This is a genomic window from Streptomyces sp. NPDC000878 (genome assembly GCF_053599695.1).
In genome coordinates this window covers 124,113-140,266 of the sequence record NZ_JBSFMT010000005.1, presented here as the reverse complement: position 1 = coordinate 140,266, position 16,154 = coordinate 124,113, and the positions used below count along the sequence as shown (strand labels likewise).

Here is a 16,154-nt window from a genome sequence, read left to right as displayed (position 1 = left end):
CGAAATCGGGGAATCACATGTCCGCACGTACCGCCCGCACCCGTCTGCTCGCCGCCGCCGCACTCACGGTCGCCACTCTGACGATGACGGCGTGCAACAGCGCGGAGGGCACCCGCGACGAGGGAGCCCCGTCCGCCTCCTCCACCGAGTCCGCCTCCTCGTCCACGACGAGCGGGGGGACGTCCACGGGGGCCGGACAGACGAGCGACAAGGGCTCGACGGGCACCACTGGCTCGACCGGTACCACCGGCTCCAGCGGGACGAAGGGTTCCACCGGCACCTCGGGCTCCACGAACTCCTCGGGCACCTCTGGTTCCACGGGTTCGTCAGGCTCCACGGGCTCGAACGGCTCGGACGACTCCGAGTCCAACCTGTCCCCCTGCACCCCCGCCACCACCAGGACGACCGCCACGGTGGTCAACCGCCCCCTGAACCACGTCCTCCTCACCGTCACCAACACCGGCGCCGGGAACTGCGACCTCGCGTACTACCCGGCCGTGCGGTTCGGTGAGGCGCAGTCCGTCCCGCCTGTCATCGAGGACTCCCAGCCGCAGGCCGTGGTCACGCTGGCCCCGGGGGAGTCGGGCTACGCGGCCGTCATCGTCTCGGCGGCGGACGGCAGCGGCACGGACGGCTACACGGCCAAGACCCTGGAGGTCTACTTCAACTCGGAGAGCACGACCCCGGCCCGCCCGTCGCTGCCCGCGAAGGGCGTGTACGTCGACAGCTCGATCACTGTCACGTACTGGCAGTCGGACATGGCTGACGCCCTCTCCTGGTGACATCCCTGTCAGGGGTACGCGGGAACGGCGCTGATCCTCGGCGCCGGCACCGCGTCGCCCAGGGCCCGCAGTCTCGTCCGGAGTTCCGAGGCCGCCGTCGGGTCGGTCCGGACGAGGAGGCGCAGCGCGTGTTCCCAGACCGCGCGGGCCGAGCCGGGGCCGCCGACGGCGAGGTAGGTGTCGCCGATAGCCGCCGCCCCCGCGCAACAGCAGCCCGCCCTCGGCCCGCAGGAGCAGCCCCGGCTCCAACAGCCGCCGCAGCTCGCCCACATGCCGGTGCACCATGTTCACGGCATGCCCGGGCGGCCGGTCCGCCCACAACGCGTCGACGATGTCCGGCAATCGTCATGTGGCTGCTCTTCCCCGACGCATCGCGCTTTCGTAGAGTCCGATCATTCGAGACGGGCTCTGGGGGGCGATCTCCCCACCCCGCAGCGTCACGAAGCGCTGATCCGGGTGACCGACGTCGCGCTCAACCGGGCGGACTTCTTGTACCTGAGCGCCCCTTCGACCACGTTCCGCCCCGGCATCGACGCGGCCGGGGTGGTCGCGAAGGCCGCAGTGGACGGCAGCGGACCGTCGGAGGGCAGCCGGGTGGCCCTCCACCTGCCCTCGGGAGGAGGCGCCGCCGAGTACGTCGCCGCCTCGGCGGACCGCCTCGCGGTCATCCCCGACAACGTGGACTCCGCCTCCGCGGCCGCGCTCCCCTTGGGCGGGCTGGTCGCCCAGCGACTCCTCGCCCTCGCCGGCCCTCTGAAGGGGAGCAGGATTCTCGCCACGGGTGTGGGAGGCGGAGTCGGCCAGGTCCTCATCCAGTTCGCTGTTGCGGAAGGAGCCGAGATCACCGCCGTTGCCGCGCAGGGCCAGCCGACCGACCACATGGCGGCGCTGGGCGCCAGGATCGCTCTCGACATCGATGCCGTCGAGGACACTGCCTTCGATATCGTCCTGGAGTCCGTGGGCGGCGACCTGGGGTCGAAGACAGCCCACAAGCTGCGCCCCGGCGGCCAGTTCCTCTGGTTCGGTCAGGCCAGCGGCAGCCCGATCACTCTGGACTTCTTCAAGCAGGTCCAGGGGGGTGCCTCTCTGACCTTGCGCCACTTCGTCTACGGCGACGGTGACGGGAGTCGTGACACCCAGGACATGAACGCGCTACTGGAATTCATTCGCAGTGCATCGGCCTTCAGACCGGTGGTGAAGCGAATCTGATGGTGGCGACGCGGAGCGTCGCCGCGTCTGGTCCGGCGGAGCCGGACACCGCAGCTCCTCGCCTGCGGTGCGGAGCGTCGCGCGGGCTGGTCCCGGCGGAGCCGGGCGGTGCTCACACCGGCCGGTTCTGCTGCTCGATGTACTGCCTGACCACGCTGAGCGAGGCGCCGCCGACGGTTCCGGCGAAGTAGGAGCCGGACCACAGCTTGTTGGCCCTCCAGTAGTGGCGTACCAGGTCGGGGAACTCCTGGCGCAGGCGGCGGGAGGAGACGCCCTTGAGGGAGTTGACCAGTTTGGTCACGGCGACCTTGGGCGGGAAGTTCACCAGCAGGTGGACGTGGTTGTTCTCGCCGTTGAACTCCACCAGCTCGCATTCGAAGTCCGTACACACCGACCGCATGATCTCTTCCATACGCCTCAAGTGGGCATCGGTGAACACCTTGTGCCGGAACTTGGTCACGAAGACCAAGTGGACGTGCATCACGAAAGCGCAGTGCCTACCAGTTCTGATCTTCTGCATGTCGTCCATAACCCAAGTATGTATCGTGATGGTCATGCAGCTCCGGTACTCCTTCAGGTTGTACCCGGACCCCGGCCAACAGAGGGCGTTGGCGAGGGCGTTCGGGTGCGCCCGTGTCGTGTTCAACGACGCGGTCCGCGCCCGTGAGGAGGCCAGAGCGGCCAAGCAGTCGTTCCCCAAGGCCACAGAGCTGTCGAAGAGGCTGATTACCGAGGCGAAGCAGACGGTGGAGCGGTCCTGGCTGGGCGAGGTCTCCGCGGTGGTGCTCCAGCAGTCCCTGCGGGACGTCGAGACCGCCTACAAGAACTTCTTCGCCTCCCTCAAGGGCGATCGCAAGGGGCCCAAGACGGGTGCTCCCCATTTCAAGTCCCGTAAGGACAAGCGGCAGTCGATCCGGTTCACCGCCAACGCCCGCTGGAACATCACCGACAAAGGGCACCTGAACCTGCCGAAGATCGGCGCGGTGAAAGTGAAGTGGTCCCGCACGCTGCCCACCACGCCCTCCTCCGTCACCGTCATCAAGGACGCGGCCGGGCGGTACTTCGCCTCCTTCGTCATCGATACCGACCCCGCCGCTGACGCGGCCCGTATGCCCGAAACCGACCGCACCATCGGCATCGACCTCGGCCTGACCCACTTCGCGGTCCTGTCCGACGGTACGAAAATCGACTCCCCGCGCTTCCTGCGGCGCGCGGAGAAGAAGCTGAAGAAGGCCCAGCGGGAGCTGTCCCGCAAGCAGAAGGGAAGCAAGAACCGCGAAAAGGCCCGCCTGAAGGTCGCCCGTGCCCACGCCAAGGTCACCGACGCCCGTCATGAGTTCCACCACCAGCTCTCCACCAGGCTGATCTCCGAGAACCAAGGGATCGCCGTGGAGGACCTGTCGGTGGCGGGACTGGCCCGCACCAGACTGGCCAAGAGTGTGCACGACGCCGGATGGTCCTCGTTCGTCAGCATGCTGGAGTACAAAGCGGCCCGGTACGGCCGCACCCTGGTCACGATCGGCCGGTTTGAGCCGACCTCCCAGACCTGCTCGACCTGCGGCGTCAAGGACGGACCCAAACCCCTCGACGTCCGGGAATGGACGTGTACCGCCTGCGGCACCGTCCACGACCGGGACCACAACGCCGCGATCAACGTGAAGACGGCCGCCGGACTGGCGGTACCAGCCTGCGGAGCGCCGGTAAGACCAGGAGCAATCCCGGCACAGCGCGAAGAAACAGGAAGCCACGGATTCCCGACCCAAGCCCGTGCCGCGTAGCGGCACAGCAACGATCGAGAAGGCCAGAATCCTCGGGTTTCAGCCCGAGGAGCAAGTCAATGGACCTGGCTTCGCAGGGGAAGCTCCAGGTCGAGATCGGTCGCCGCGACAACTGGGCCGGCGCGGACTCGCTGCTGAAGGAGATGGCGGCAGGCCGCCTGCGGGGCAAGGCGGTACTCGGCGTCGACTGAACCCTTCTGAGCCGGCCGAGCCCGCTCCGACTCGGCCGGCGAGCACAGATGCGACGACCGTACCCAGCGCAAGATCAACCCCAGCCGACGTGGGCCGCTCGCGCTCGTGACGGTGAGGACGCCGTTCGGCGGAAGGAGGACCTGGGCGGTTGCCGGATCGCCCAGGCGGCTCTGGACCGGCAGCCCTTCCCCGCCCTGCTCACGTCGTGATTCTCAAAGTTCCTTAAGAAACGGCCCAGTTGATTCACAGACAGGTTGCTCATGGTTAAACAATGAGCCAAGTCACCGTAAAGACTGGGTCGGGGAGCGCGTCGTGAACCAGTCGCTGCTCGTCGCCGTCGATCTCGTCGCCATCTCCCTCCTCGTCTTCGGGGTCTACTTCCCGCGCCACCACCGCCGGGACCTGATCGCCGCCTTCCTCGGGGTGAACGTCGGGGTCCTCTCCGTCGCGATGACGCTCAGCTCGACGTCGGTCGGGATCGGGCTGGGGATGGGGCTGTTCGGGGTTCTGTCGATCATCCGGCTGCGGTCCTACGAGATCGCCCAGCACGAGATCGCCTACTACTTCTCCGCGCTTGCCCTCGGTCTGCTCGCCGGGCTCCCCGCGAGCCCGAACGTGCTGACGACCGCCCTGATGGGGCTGATCGTCCTCACGATGTACGTCGGCGACCACCCCCGGCTCTTCGGCCGGCACCGGCAGCTCAGCCTGCGGCTCGACTCCGCGTACACCGACGACGAGGCCCTGCGGGCGCATCTGGAGGTGCTGCTCGGCGGGCGCGTGGTGAACATGTCGGTCAAGGGCGTGGACCTCGTCAACGACACCACCCAGGTCGATGTGCGGTACCTCGTCACCGAGGGGTCGCAGGCACCTCGGGAGGCCGGAACTGCCTCCGCACGACAGGGAGTCGGGGCGTGACCGCGCCCGCCCCCTCCCTCGGTCTCGGTCCGGTGGTCGGCGCCCTGCGGCCGATCGGGCTCGACGAACTCGTGGAGCGGGCCTCGCTGTTGACCCGGCTGGACCGCAAGTACATGCTTCCGCTTCGTGAACTCCCGCTCGTAGTCGGTGGGTTGGGGGATGACGTACAGGTTCTGGAGATGGGTGGAGCGCGGGACTTCGGGTATCGGTCGGTCTACTTCGACACCCCGGAGCTGGACGGCTATCTGCGGACCGCGCGCCGTCGCAGGCGCCGGTACAAGCTGCGAGTCCGCACGTATCTCGACTCCGGGGACCACTACTTCGAGGTCAAGACGAGCGGCCCGCGCGGTACGACCGTCAAGCAGCGCATTCCGTACGACGGTGACCTGTGGCGTCTGTCCTCCGAGGCGCGGGCGTACGCCGACGAGGTGCTCGCCGGGGCCGGGATCGACTCCGGCGGGTTCCGGTTCGTGCCCACGCTGGTCACCTCGTACCGGCGTACGACGCTGTTCCTGCCCGCGAGCGACAGCAGGGTGACCGTCGACACCGGGCTGACCTGGACGCTGCCCGACGGGACCGGGCTGCGTACGCCGGACCGGGCCATCGTCGAGACCAAGTCGGGGCGGGCCGGGTCGGAGGCGGACCGGCTGCTGTGGTCGCTGAAGCACCGGCCCCTTCCGATCTCCAAGTACGGCACCGGTCTTGCCGCGTTGCGGCCCGGACTGCCCGCACATCGGTGGCTGCCCGTTCTGCGGCGCCACTTTCCCGACTTTCCGATTCCCAACTCTCCGACCGCACTTCACGGGAGCGCAGCATGAGGACGTACAAACTGGCGGGTGTCCTCGCCTCGGTGGGACTTGCCGCTGCCGCGCTCGCCGGGTGCTCGTCGTCGGGCGGTGACAACTCCGCTTCCTCGGCGGCCAGTTCGGGATCCGGTTCGGCTGCCGCCGCTGCCGTCGACGGGTCCCAGAAGGCCGCCGCCGTGCTCGCCGACAACCAGGACGTCCACGCGGAATCGGACGACACGGATGTGGATGTGGACGCGTCCGGGGTCGTGGGCGTCGAGTTGAAGGGTGACTCCGCCTCCTCCGACGGGGACGGTGTCAATGTCGAGGGGGCGACCGTCACGGTCACCGCTGCCGGTGTCTACCGGCTCAGCGGGAGTCTCGACGACGGGCAGGTCGTGGTCAACGCCCCTGAAGCCAAGGTGACGTTGGTGCTCGACGGCGCGAAGATCGCCAACTCCAAGGGTGCCGCGATCGACGTCACCGACGCTGACGAGGTTGTTGTCGTCCTCGCCGACGGCAGCGCGAACACGCTGAGTGACACGGATACCTACGCCGATGATGCGGAGGCCAACGCCGCCCTGCACAGCGCTGCCGACCTGACGATCGGCGGCAGCGGCTCGCTCACCGTCAAGGGCAACGGCAACGACGGGATCACCAGCACCGACGGCCTGGTGATCCAGGGCGGCACCCTCACCGTCGACGCCGCCGACGACGGCATCCGGGGCAAGGACTACGTGGTGGTGAACGGCGGCACGGTGACCGTCACCGCCAAGGGCGACGGGCTCAAGGCCGACAACACCGAGGACGCCGACCGGGGTTACATCGCCGTCGGCGGCGGCACCGTGAAGGTGACCAGCGCGGGCGACGGCGTCGACGCGGCGACCGACCTCGTCGCGACCGGCGGGAAGATCGCCGTCACCAGCGAGGCCTCCGACGACTCCTCCGCCCACGGGCTGAAGTCGGGCGTCATCACGGTGTTGGAGGGCGGCACCGTCGACGTCACGTCCTCCGCCGACGCCCTGCACGGCGATGGTGCCGTCCACCTCGGCGGCGCCAGCACCACCCTCGCCGCCGGTGACGACGGAGTGCACGCCGAGGGCGACCTCGTCATCAGCGCGGGCACGGTGAAGGTCACGCGGGCGAACGAGGGCCTGGAGGGCAAGGACATCCTCGTCAGCGGCGGTTCGACCGACGTCGTCTCCAGTGACGACGGCGTCAACGCGTCCGGCAGCGAGGCCACTTCGAGCGAAGAGGGTGACCAGGGCGGCTTCGGCGGAGGCGGCGGTCCCGGTGGCGGAGGCGGCGGTGAGGGCGTCGGCGACTTCATCGTCAAGGTGACCGGCGGCACCCTGGTCATCGACTCCGAGGGCGACGGCTTCGACTCCAACGGCACCGCCGAGATCACCGGCGGGACGGTTGTCGTCAACGGGCCCGAGCGCAACGGCAACGGCGCCCTCGACGTCAACGGCAGCTTCACCGTCAGCGGCGGCACGCTGCTCGCCGCCGGCAGCGCGGGCATGGTCGTCGCCCCCGACGGCGAGTCCGAGCAGGGCTGGCTCTCGGCCACGCTCGACTCGGCCGTCGAGGCGGGCACGACCGTGCACATCGCCGACTCCGACGGCAAGGTCGTGGCGTCGTACGTCACCTCGAAGGCCGCCCAGAACATCGTGTACTCCGGAGCGGGCATCAAGAGCGGCGAGGAGTACACGGTTCACGCCGGTGGCAGTGCCTCGGGCACCGACACCGGCGGTCTGGCCGAGTCGGGTGAGCTGGGCTCCGCCGAGAAGATCGCCACGGTCACGGCGGGCGAGGCCCCGGAGGGCGGCGGCTTCGGGGGCGGGGGTGGGGGCGGCCGTCCCTGACGGCTACTGACGGCACTGACGGCACTGACGGCACTGACGGCACTGACGGCACTGACGGCACTGAAGGTTACGAGAACAGCAGGCGCCAGGTCAGCGGCCCGGGGGTGCCGTCGGCGTCGCCGCGCAGCTCCTTCCGGGACTTCTGGAAGTCCCGTACGTTCAGCCGGTCCGCCTCGCCCCAGGACTTGCCCGGGCCGACCTTGTAGTGGTCGCCGAAGCCGCGCTTCACCAGCTGCTTGCCGAGCTGGAGGACGTAAGCGTTCGAGGCCCCGGCGACGAAGTACTTGCGCCCCGGGAACGCGGGGACCGCGGGCTTGGCCGGGGTGGTCGTCGCCGGGGTGTCGTCGTCCAGGTCCAGTTCGGCCTTGGCGTACTTGACGATCCTGGCGAAGTCGACCGCGCCGGGGTCGCCGTGGACGTTCTCGGGCACGTGCATGTGCCCGCAGACGCCCTTGAAGGCCTTCCACTGGGCGGCCGTCATCCGCTGGCCGCCGCCGGACGCGTACGAGGTGGGATAGGCGGGCCACGACTTCGGGCCGGACAGCGGTACGCCGTGCTCCTCGTGCGTCCAGGCGAGGAAGCGGGCGATGCCCTGGAGGGCCCAGTCGGGGGCGTCCGGCCAGTAGATGTGCGCCTGGCCGGCCTTCTGCCACTTCGCGTGGGTCTTCGGGTCGCAGGTGCCGACCAGCTCGACCTGGCACACGTTGAGGGTGTTCGTCTCGACGCCGCCGCGCAGGTTGACCAGGGCTCTGGAGGACGTCTCTATGTCGAAGTGCTGGTACCACTTCAGCTTCTTGGCGGCCAGGTCGGGGACCGCGGTCAGGTTCGGCGCGGAGGAGCCGCCGCCGTACCCGGGCAGGGCGGAACCCTCCGTGGTGTGCAGGACGACGGCGTCGACCTGCATCGGGTCACCGCCGAAGTCGTCCTGGTACCAGTTCGCACGGCTCGCGCCGGGGAATCGCTGGGGTCCCGTCTTGGTGCTCATCACAGACTCCTGAGTCGGTCGTCGTGTCCTCGCTCGGTCCACACATTCTTGAAGAACGGGCACGGCGGAACATCGACTCAGAATCTGATCCCAACACCGTTGTCTCCAACCGGAGTTAGAGGACGGACTACGACCCCGGCCGGACGACGGGCCGGTGCCGCGGCCGGGCGCACCCGTTCCGGATGTCTTCGATCCGCGGACCTGGGTACCCGGTGTCGTACGGAAGAAAAACCGCGAACGGAGTATATGAGGAGGAAACCATGAGCACGGTGCAGGAAGCAGTGGACGTGGAGGTTTCCGTCCACACCGCCTACAACCAGTGGACCCAGTTCGAGGAGTTCCCGAAGTTCATGGAGGGCGTCGAGGAGGTGCGGCAGCTCGACGACCGGCACAACCACTGGACCACCAAGATCGGCGGGGTGCGGCGCGAGTTCGACACCGAGATCGTCGACCAGCTGCCGGACGACCGGATCACGTGGCGGTCCGTCGGCGGCGACACCCAGCAGCGCGGCTCGGTCCGCTTCGAACGGCTGGACGACACGCACACCCGCGTGGAGCTGACGATGGACGTCGAGCCCAGCGGTATGGCCGAGAAGGGCGCGGACGCGCTCGGCATGATCGACCGCCGGGTCAAGGGAGACCTGCACCGCTTCAAGGACTACATCGAGGAGCGCGGCGCCGAGACGGGCGCCTGGCGAGGCCGCATCCGGCCCGGTGAGTCCGGCGACCCCGGTACGCCTGGTACCCCCGGCCCGTCCGGCAGCCCCGGCGGCACTCCCGGCACTCCCCGTCCCGGCACTCGTGGTCCCGGTACCCTCGGCGGCCCTGGCCCGATTCTCTGACAGCTGTGCCTGTGCCAGCTGTGCCTGGGCCCGAGGCCTGACCCTCACCCGCCGGTGACGCCGCTCATGGCGTCACCGGCGGGTGAGGGGCGTTCCGGGGAGCTGGAGCCGGTCAGGGGGCCCCGCCCTCCTCCGGGTCGGACGGTTGGCGTCGGCGATGGCTGGTGTCGCACCAGGGGAAGAGGCGGCTGCGGCGGCAGGTGCAGACCGCCACCGCGAAGCGGTCCGAGACCGTCGACTCGCCGTCCTCGCCCACCACTTCGACCGGCCCCTCGATGAGCAGGGGCCCGTCGCGCTGGACGCGGACGCGGACCCGGCGGAGGTGTTCAGGCGTGTTCGGCACGGATCACCACCAGCTCCTCTGTCGTCCCTCCGGCCGTCAGGCCCCGCTCGCGCAGCCAGGTGAGCCGGGAGCGCAGGACCCGCCCGAAGGGCAGTACGGCCCGGTCGACGACCTCCGCCCGCAGGGACCCAGCAACGCAGGCCGGGGGCGGCGGTGAGGGCTTCGGTTGTCATCGGTGCACGAGTACCCCCTGGCCGCAGACGTAACGAGAGGCGGGCGGGCAAATTGTGGCGGGCAAATTATTTGGTGCGGGTTCTGCACTGAAAAACTGTGGTGAATTTCAAGGAAATAACTTTTACTCCCAGAGGTGTGGGGCCCTGGACGCAGGGCAACCGCAATAAAGGCGGTCAAGGAAATCGCCGCGCACGACGTACGGAAAAAGGAGGAACGGCGGGGATTACCGTCTGTCCTCCGTTTACCGGAGGAGTTGTTTTCGCGTGACCGGGAATATGTGGAATTACGGTTCGACTGCTGGCCGTCAGGCGGGCGTCGACCTCACCGGGTTCAAGGTCGAGGCCACGGACGGCGGCATCGGCAAGGTCGACAAGCACTCCGATGACGCCGGCGCCGCCTATCTGGTGGTGGACACCGGTGTGTGGATCTTCGGCAAGGAGGTCCTGCTCCCGGCGAGCACGGTCGTCGGTATCGACCCGAACGAGCGGAAGATCTTCGTCGGCCGCACCAAGCAGGAGATCAAGGACGCTCCGGAGTTCGACCGTGAGAAGCACCTCGGCAACCAGGGCTATCACGACGAGCTGGGTACTCACTACGGCAGGGGCACAGGCACCGGCACCGCGTCAGGCGGCCCGACCGTCTGACCCCACGCCCGCTCCGAGCGGCACGGCCCCGGGACTCGTCAGGAGTCCCGGGGCTCTCGCGTGCCCTGGAAGAAACCGGTCATGTCGGCGCCCAGCCGCGCGACGCCGCAGGTGAGCGGTCCGATCGCGGGTACTCGGTGCCCATGGACCTCCCACCGAAAGAGCCACCGAAGGGGCCACCGAAAGAGCCGCCCCTGCCACCCGCCCGTGGCCCGGTCTCGGCGGCGGTCGGCGCATACGTACGAAACAGGGGGCCGCTCCCGGACGACAAGGCGGTTCCCGGCGCCACCCCGTTCGGAGATGATCTGCAGCTGGCCCTGTACATGTGCTACGAGCTGCATTACCGGGGATTCGCAGAAGCCGACGCCGGCGCCGACCGCGAATGGGATCCCGACCTGCTCAAGTTCCGAGCCGCTGCCGAGGAGCTGTTTCTCGGGGCCCTTCGCGACGCCGTGCCCGCGCGTGAACGCGCCGGTGAGGCATTGGACGAGCTGCTCGTCGAGCCGGTCGACGGCAGCGGTGTCAGCCACTTCCTCCAGCACGAGGGCGAGCTGTGGCAGGTGCGCGAGTACGCCGCCCAGCGGTCGCTCTACCACCTCAAGGAGGCCGACCCGCATGCCTGGGTTCTGCCCCGGCTGTGGGGGAGGGCGAAGGCGGGAATGGCCGCCGTGGAGTTCGACGAGTTCGGCGGAGGCCGCGCGGACCGCGTGCACGCCCGCCTGTACGCCGACCTCATGGCCGACCTCGGCCTGGACACCTCGTACGGGCACTATCTCGACGCGGCCGGCGCCGAAGCCCTCGCCACCGTGAACGTGATGTCCCTCTTCGGCCTGCACCGCGCCCTGCGAGGAGCCCTGGTGGGACATTTCGCCGCCGTCGAGATCACCTCGTCCCCGGGTTCACGGCGCCTCGCCCAGGCCATGCGGCGCACCGGCGCCGGACCGGCAGCCGAGCACTTCTACGACGAGCACGTCGAGGCCGACGCCGTGCACGAACAGGTCGTCCGCCACGAAGTCGTCGCGGGCCTCCTGGAGGAGGAGCCCCACCTGGACCGCGACGTCGCCTTCGGGGCGGACGCCACCACGTATCTCGAAGACCGCCTGTCCGAGCGCCTCCTCGACGCCTGGCGGACCGGGGAGTCATCGCTACGCGTACCCGTCTGATCCAAGGTCGCCGCCCCGGGGATCAGTCGAGCCAGGCCTTCACCTTGCCCGGGTTGGCGTCGATCCACTTCTTCGCCGCCGCCTCCGGGGGCATCTTGTCGAGCGCGATGTACTTGGCGACGGTGTTCTGGTCGTCGTTCGTCCAACTGAAGTTCTTCACCAGGTCGTACGCCGGGCTGCCCGACTTGGCGAACCGGGTGCTGACGATCTTGTCGAGGTCGAACGCCGGGTAGTCGCAGGCCACCTTCGCCGGGTCCTTGTCGCAACCCGCCGTGTACGCGGGCAGCTTGATGTGCACCAGAGGCACCTCCGACAGGAACCACTGCGGCTCGTAGAAGTAGCCGATCATCCACTTCTTGTTCTTCTCGGCGTCACGGAAGCTCTGGATCAGGGCCGTCTCGCTGCCCGCGTACACCACCTTGAAGTCCAGCTTCAGGTTCTCCACCAGGGCCTCGTCGTTGGTCTGGTACGACGGGTCGCCGTCGAGGAGCTGGCCCTTGCCGCCCGACTCGGAGGTCTTGAAGTTCGCGGCGTACTTGTTGAGGTTCTTCCAGTCGGTGATGTCCGGGTACTTCTTCGCGATCCACGGCGGGATGTACCAGCCGATGATCCCCTTGTTGCCGGTCGCGCCGAGGTTCACGGCGGTCTCCTGCTGGTCGATGTACTTCTTCTTCAGGTCGTCGTGGCCCCAGTTCTCCAGGATGGCGTCGACCTCGCCCGTCTCGAACCCCTGCCAGCCGATCTCCGCCTTCAGGTCCTTCTCGGCCACCTCGCAGCCGAGTTCGTGCTCCGCGAGATAGCCGACGACCGCCGCGTCCGCCTCGTAGCCCACCCATGGGTTGACCGCGATGTTGAACGTCCCGCACTTGCCCGAAGCGGCGCCTGCGGCTGCCGGCTCGTCGCCGACCTTCGCGCCGCCGCACGCGGTCAGGGTGAGACCGAGTACGGCCATCCCCGCCGCGCCGGAACGCCACCGTCCCGCTCGCTCTCGCTGTGCCATGGGTCCTGCTCCTTAGCGTGAAGTCATGAAGTCATGAAGTGATGTCGTCCAGGGCGCACCGGAAACCCACGTTGCCGGTCGCCGAGTCCGGGAACAGGCCCTGTCGCGCGGCGACCCGGTAGCGGCGGCAGTAGGAGGCGTGGCAGAGGTAGGAGCCACCCTTGGTGACGCGCTCCTGCCCGCCGGAGACGCGGACGGGAACGGGGGAGAGCGGATCCTCACACCACTCCCACACATTGCCCGTGGCGTTGTAGAGGCCGAAGCCGCCGGGGGCGAACGCGTCGACGGGGCAGGTGCCGTACCAGCCGTCGGCCGTCGGGTGGCGGTGCGGGAAGTCGCCCTGCCACACGTTCATCCGGGGAAGGCCGCCCGGCTCGAACTCGTCGCCCCAGGGGAACACCTTCCCGTGCAGTCCCCCTCGGGCGGCGCGTTCCCATTCCGCCTCGGTGGGCAGGCGTTTGCCGGCCCAGGCGCAGTAGGCGTGGGCGTCGTCCCAGTCGACGTGGACGACCGGGTGACCGGCCCGGTCCTCCCAGGTGGAGTGCGGTCCGTCGGGCCGCCGCCAGTCGGCGCCCTCGACCTGACGCCACCAGGGGGCGCCCACCACACCCCGGGTCGGCGGGAAGTCGTCCGGGAGCAGCCCGGCGAACACGAACGACCAGCCGGTCCGTTCGGCGGAGGTGCGGTACCCGGTGTCGGCGGCGAAGCGCGCGAACTCGGCGTTGGACACCGTGCAGGCGTCCATCCAGAACGCGTCGACGTGCACGGTCCGTACCGGGCCCTCCCCGTCGGCGGGGTGGGCGAGCCGGTCCTCGCTGCCCATGAGGAACTCACCGGCGGGAACGGCCACCATGCCCTCGGTGACAGCGGGGAGGGCGGCGGATCGCTGTGGCTCCGCCGCCCGCTCCACGGCCCGGCCGCCGCCGGACGGCGTACAGCAGTTCACTGGGCCCCCATGACGCGCCGGTGCAGCCCACCGTCGTACTGGGACGACTCGGAAGACTCGGACGACCCGGTGTCCCCGTCGTCGCCGAGGTCGATGCGCACGGTGTGGATGGTCCCGGTGAACTCGTTGTCGAGGACGGGGTAGTCGTCGGTCACCGGGGTGCTCAGGTCCACCCCGACGTCGAGGGTCTCGTCGAAGGAGAAGTAGTACGGGACGGTCCGCTCGACCCGCCCGGCCGCGTGCTGCTCGCCGTCCACCAGGAGTACGGCGGTTCCGCCCCTGCCGAGTCCGCCGCCGTCGTAGGCGAAGTCGAGCCGGATCTCGTGCCGTCCGGGGGTGAGGGGTTCGGCGCCGTGCACGGTGTACACGCTCAGGCCGAAGTGGTTGTAGGCGTACGCCGGTCTGCCCCCGGTGAAGTACAGGGACCAGCCGCCGAACCGGCCGCCCTGCGCGATGATCACGCCCTCCGCCGCAGCCGCCTCCTCCGGCAGATCCACGTCGGCCGTGATGCTGTGCGAGCGGTTCTTGACGTTGAGGGTGGTCTCCTCGGTGAAGCGGCGCATGCCCGCGCGGTAGGTGATGGACGTCCGGTCGCCCATCAGGTCGATACGGCCGGCCATGACGGGGTTCTCCCGCTCGGTGACCCGGTCGTCCAGCGGGAAGACCTGGTGCTTCGCCGCCTCGATCAGGAACAGGTCCTGCAACTGGCGGAGTCTGTCCGGGTGCTGGGCGGCGAGGTCGTGCGCCTGACTCCAGTCGCGGGTGATGTCGTACAGCTCCCAGACGTCGTCGGCGAACCGCCGGTCCTTGCCGTCGGGCACCATCTCCCAGGGGACGCCGTGCCGGGTGACCGCCATCCAGCCGTCGTGGTAGATGCCCCGGTTGCCGCACATCTCGAAGTACTGGGTACGCCGGTGCTCGGGCGCCTGCGGCTCGGTGAGCGTCCGCCGCATGCTCGCCCCCTCGATGGGCTGCTGCGGCACCCCGTCCACACTGAACGGCGCCGGAACGCCCGCGCACTCCAGGACCGTCGGCAGTACGTCGATGACGTGCGCGAACTGGTGCCGCAGTCCCCCGGGTTCGGGTACTCCGCGCGGCCAGTGCAGGACCATGCCGTCCCGGGTGCCGCCGAAGTGCGAGGCGACCTGCTTGGTCCACTGGTAGGGGGTGTTGAGCGCCAGCGCCCAGCCCGCCGGGGCGATCGGGTAGCTGAGCGGGCCGCCGATCTCGTCGAGGTGGCCGATCATCTCGTCCGGGTCGTCCACGATGCCGTGTCCGAGGCGGTGTTCGACGATCGTGCCCTCGATGCCGCCCTCGCCCGAGGCGCCGTTGTCGCCCAGGATGTAGAGGACGATCGTGTCGTCCAGTACGCCGAGTTCCGCCAGGGCGTCGACGAACCTGCCGACCTGGACGTCGGCGTGCTCGGTGAAGGCGGCGAACGTCTCCATGAAGCGGGCGGCCAACTGCCGCTGGTTGTCGGTGAGTTCGTCCCAGTGGGGAACTCCCTCGGCCCAGGGGGCGAGTTGGGCGTCCTCGGGTACGACGCCGAGCGTCTTCTGCCGTTCCAGGGTGAGTTCGCGCTGGCGGTCCCAGCCGTGGTCGAACCGGCCCCGGTACTTGTCCTGCCACTCGGGGCCGACGTGCAGCGGGGCGTGGGCGGCGCCCAGGGCGAGGTAGGTGAAGAAGGGCCTGTCCGGAGTCAGGGTGCGCTGGGTGCGTACCCAGTCGACGGCGTGGTCGACGAGGTCCTCGGAGAGGTGGTAGCCGTCCTCGGGGCGGCGGTCCGGCTCGACGGGGGTGGTGCCCTCGTACAGCAGCGGGTACCAGTGGTTCATCTCGGCGCCCATGAAGCCGTAGAAGGTGTCGAAGCCCTCGCCGGTCGGCCAGCGGTCGAACGGGCCGACCGCGCTGATCTCCCGGGGCGGGGTCTGGTGCCACTTGCCGAAGGCGGCCGTGCTGTAGCCGTTGCCCTGGAGGATCTGGGCCATGGTCGCCGCGCTGCGCGGCCGGAAGCCGTTGTAGCCGGGGGCCGCGGTGGTCATCTCGGTGGTGCCGCCCATGCCGACCGAGTGGTGGTTGCGGCCGGTCAGCAGGGCCTGGCGGGTCGGTGAGCACAGGGCCGTGACGTGGAAGCGGGTGTAGCGCAGGCCGTTGTCCGCGAGCCGTTCGGCGGTGGGCATCTCGCACGGGCCGCCGAAGGCGCTGGAGGTGCCGAAGCCGAGGTCGTCGACGAGGACGACGACCACGTTCGGCGCGCCCTCGGGCGGCGGGACCGGGCCGACGGGTGTGAACGGGGTCTCCTGGTCGTGGATGTCCATCGCGGTCGTCAGGGGCCGACGGGTATCGGGGCGCGGAAGTATGTGCCGTCCGCCATCGAACTCAGTCATTCGTTTCTCCGATTCGCTGCCCCGGAAAAGTCTCAGTTCTCGCCGAGGCCGGTCAATGACGGACCTTGAATTCCCGCGAACCGGTTTTGAATGAGGGGTATAGAAAACTTCTATGAATGCTGGACACGCCTACTGGACACGCCT

General features: G+C 69.1%; 16 protein-coding genes and 2 pseudogenes. 10 read left to right on the top strand and 8 right to left on the bottom strand.

The window, feature by feature from the left end; translation table 11 throughout:
- The first annotated feature begins 17 nt into the window (after positions 1-17).
- Positions 18-782: a DUF4232 domain-containing protein gene (locus tag ACWDR4_RS07180; protein ID WP_450404936.1), complete on the top strand. Its 765-nt coding sequence runs from the start codon at positions 18-20 to the stop codon at positions 780-782.
- An 8-nt stretch (positions 783-790) separates the two neighbouring features.
- Here the strand turns inward: ACWDR4_RS07180 and ACWDR4_RS07175 are convergent, their stop codons facing one another.
- Complete coding sequence (locus ACWDR4_RS07175; RefSeq protein ID WP_450405191.1) at positions 791-1,054, bottom strand: hypothetical protein; 264 nt, start codon at positions 1,052-1,054, stop codon at positions 791-793.
- On the opposite strand from ACWDR4_RS07175, the gene ACWDR4_RS07170 reads away from it, so the two are divergent.
- Positions 1,053-1,991, top strand: a complete 939-nt coding sequence (locus ACWDR4_RS07170) for a zinc-binding dehydrogenase (protein ID WP_450405174.1) — start codon at positions 1,053-1,055, stop codon at positions 1,989-1,991. The genes ACWDR4_RS07175 and ACWDR4_RS07170 overlap by 2 nt on opposite strands.
- Before the next feature lie 112 nt (positions 1,992-2,103).
- Here ACWDR4_RS07170 and tnpA read toward each other — a convergent pair whose 3' ends face one another.
- A complete protein-coding gene (gene tnpA / locus ACWDR4_RS07165) occupies positions 2,104-2,520 on the bottom strand; it encodes an IS200/IS605 family transposase (RefSeq protein WP_450404934.1) in 417 nt (138 codons plus the stop codon).
- Between the two features lie 25 nt (positions 2,521-2,545).
- On the opposite strand from tnpA, the gene ACWDR4_RS07160 reads away from it, so the two are divergent.
- The 5 genes from ACWDR4_RS07160 (at position 2,546) to ACWDR4_RS07140 (ending at position 7,526) form a co-directional block, all read left to right on the top strand.
- Positions 2,546-3,769 carry an RNA-guided endonuclease InsQ/TnpB family protein gene (locus ACWDR4_RS07160; RefSeq protein WP_450404933.1) on the top strand — a complete coding sequence of 408 codons (1,224 nt, stop codon included), beginning with the start codon at positions 2,546-2,548 and terminating at the stop codon, positions 3,767-3,769.
- 59 nt (positions 3,770-3,828) lie between these two features.
- Complete coding sequence (locus ACWDR4_RS07155; protein WP_450404931.1) at positions 3,829-3,960, top strand: hypothetical protein; 132 nt, start codon at positions 3,829-3,831, stop codon at positions 3,958-3,960.
- A gap of 313 nt (positions 3,961-4,273) precedes the next feature.
- Positions 4,274-4,876 (top strand): DUF4956 domain-containing protein, encoded by a 603-nt coding sequence (locus ACWDR4_RS07150; protein WP_450404929.1) that lies wholly within the window; start codon positions 4,274-4,276, stop codon positions 4,874-4,876.
- The gene (locus tag ACWDR4_RS07145) at positions 4,873-5,694 is read left to right on the top strand and encodes a polyphosphate polymerase domain-containing protein (RefSeq protein WP_450404926.1); all 822 of its coding nucleotides are present in this window, start codon (positions 4,873-4,875) and stop codon (positions 5,692-5,694) included. Before ACWDR4_RS07150 ends, ACWDR4_RS07145 begins: the two co-directional genes overlap by 4 nt.
- Positions 5,691-7,526 carry a carbohydrate-binding domain-containing protein gene (locus tag ACWDR4_RS07140; RefSeq protein ID WP_450404925.1) on the top strand — a complete coding sequence of 612 codons (1,836 nt, stop codon included), beginning with the start codon at positions 5,691-5,693 and terminating at the stop codon, positions 7,524-7,526. Before ACWDR4_RS07145 ends, ACWDR4_RS07140 begins: the two co-directional genes overlap by 4 nt.
- 67 nt (positions 7,527-7,593) lie before the next feature.
- On the opposite strand, the gene ACWDR4_RS07135 is transcribed toward ACWDR4_RS07140, so the two are convergent.
- Positions 7,594-8,511, bottom strand: a complete 918-nt coding sequence (locus ACWDR4_RS07135; protein WP_450404922.1) for a peptidoglycan-binding protein — start codon at positions 8,509-8,511, stop codon at positions 7,594-7,596.
- Between the two features lie 260 nt (positions 8,512-8,771).
- Between ACWDR4_RS07135 and ACWDR4_RS07130 the strand changes: the two are divergent.
- Positions 8,772-9,236, top strand: a pseudogene (locus tag ACWDR4_RS07130) (SRPBCC family protein); the annotation flags it as partial.
- Between the two features lie 229 nt (positions 9,237-9,465).
- Here ACWDR4_RS07130 and ACWDR4_RS07125 read toward each other — a convergent pair.
- Positions 9,466-9,696: a CDGSH iron-sulfur domain-containing protein gene (locus ACWDR4_RS07125; RefSeq protein ID WP_450404919.1), complete on the bottom strand. Its 231-nt coding sequence runs from the start codon at positions 9,694-9,696 to the stop codon at positions 9,466-9,468.
- Positions 9,680-9,820: pseudogene (locus ACWDR4_RS07120) on the bottom strand (methyltransferase); the annotation flags it as partial. The gene ACWDR4_RS07125 and the pseudogene ACWDR4_RS07120, both read right to left, overlap by 17 nt.
- A 313-nt stretch (positions 9,821-10,133) precedes the next feature.
- Between ACWDR4_RS07120 and ACWDR4_RS07115 the strand changes: the two are divergent.
- On the top strand, positions 10,134-10,514 hold the full coding sequence (locus ACWDR4_RS07115; protein ID WP_450404916.1) for a PRC-barrel domain containing protein: 381 nt from the start codon (positions 10,134-10,136) through the stop codon (positions 10,512-10,514).
- A 143-nt stretch (positions 10,515-10,657) separates the two neighbouring features.
- Positions 10,658-11,677, top strand: coding sequence for an iron-containing redox enzyme family protein (locus tag ACWDR4_RS07110; protein ID WP_450404914.1), 1,020 nt, complete (start codon positions 10,658-10,660; stop codon positions 11,675-11,677).
- 22 nt (positions 11,678-11,699) lie between these two features.
- Here the strand turns inward: ACWDR4_RS07110 and ACWDR4_RS07105 are convergent, their stop codons facing one another.
- The 3 genes from ACWDR4_RS07105 to ACWDR4_RS07095 form a co-directional block, all read right to left on the bottom strand.
- Positions 11,700-12,677: an ABC transporter substrate-binding protein gene (locus ACWDR4_RS07105; protein WP_450404912.1), complete on the bottom strand. Its 978-nt coding sequence runs from the start codon at positions 12,675-12,677 to the stop codon at positions 11,700-11,702.
- 31 nt (positions 12,678-12,708) lie between these two features.
- Positions 12,709-13,530 carry a formylglycine-generating enzyme family protein gene (locus ACWDR4_RS07100; protein ID WP_450405172.1) on the bottom strand — a complete coding sequence of 274 codons (822 nt, stop codon included), beginning with the start codon at positions 13,528-13,530 and terminating at the stop codon, positions 12,709-12,711.
- An 89-nt stretch (positions 13,531-13,619) separates the two neighbouring features.
- Entirely contained in the window at positions 13,620-16,010 is a 2,391-nt protein-coding gene (locus ACWDR4_RS07095; protein WP_450404909.1) for an arylsulfatase, read from the bottom strand.
- Between the last annotated feature and the right edge of the window lie 144 nt (positions 16,011-16,154).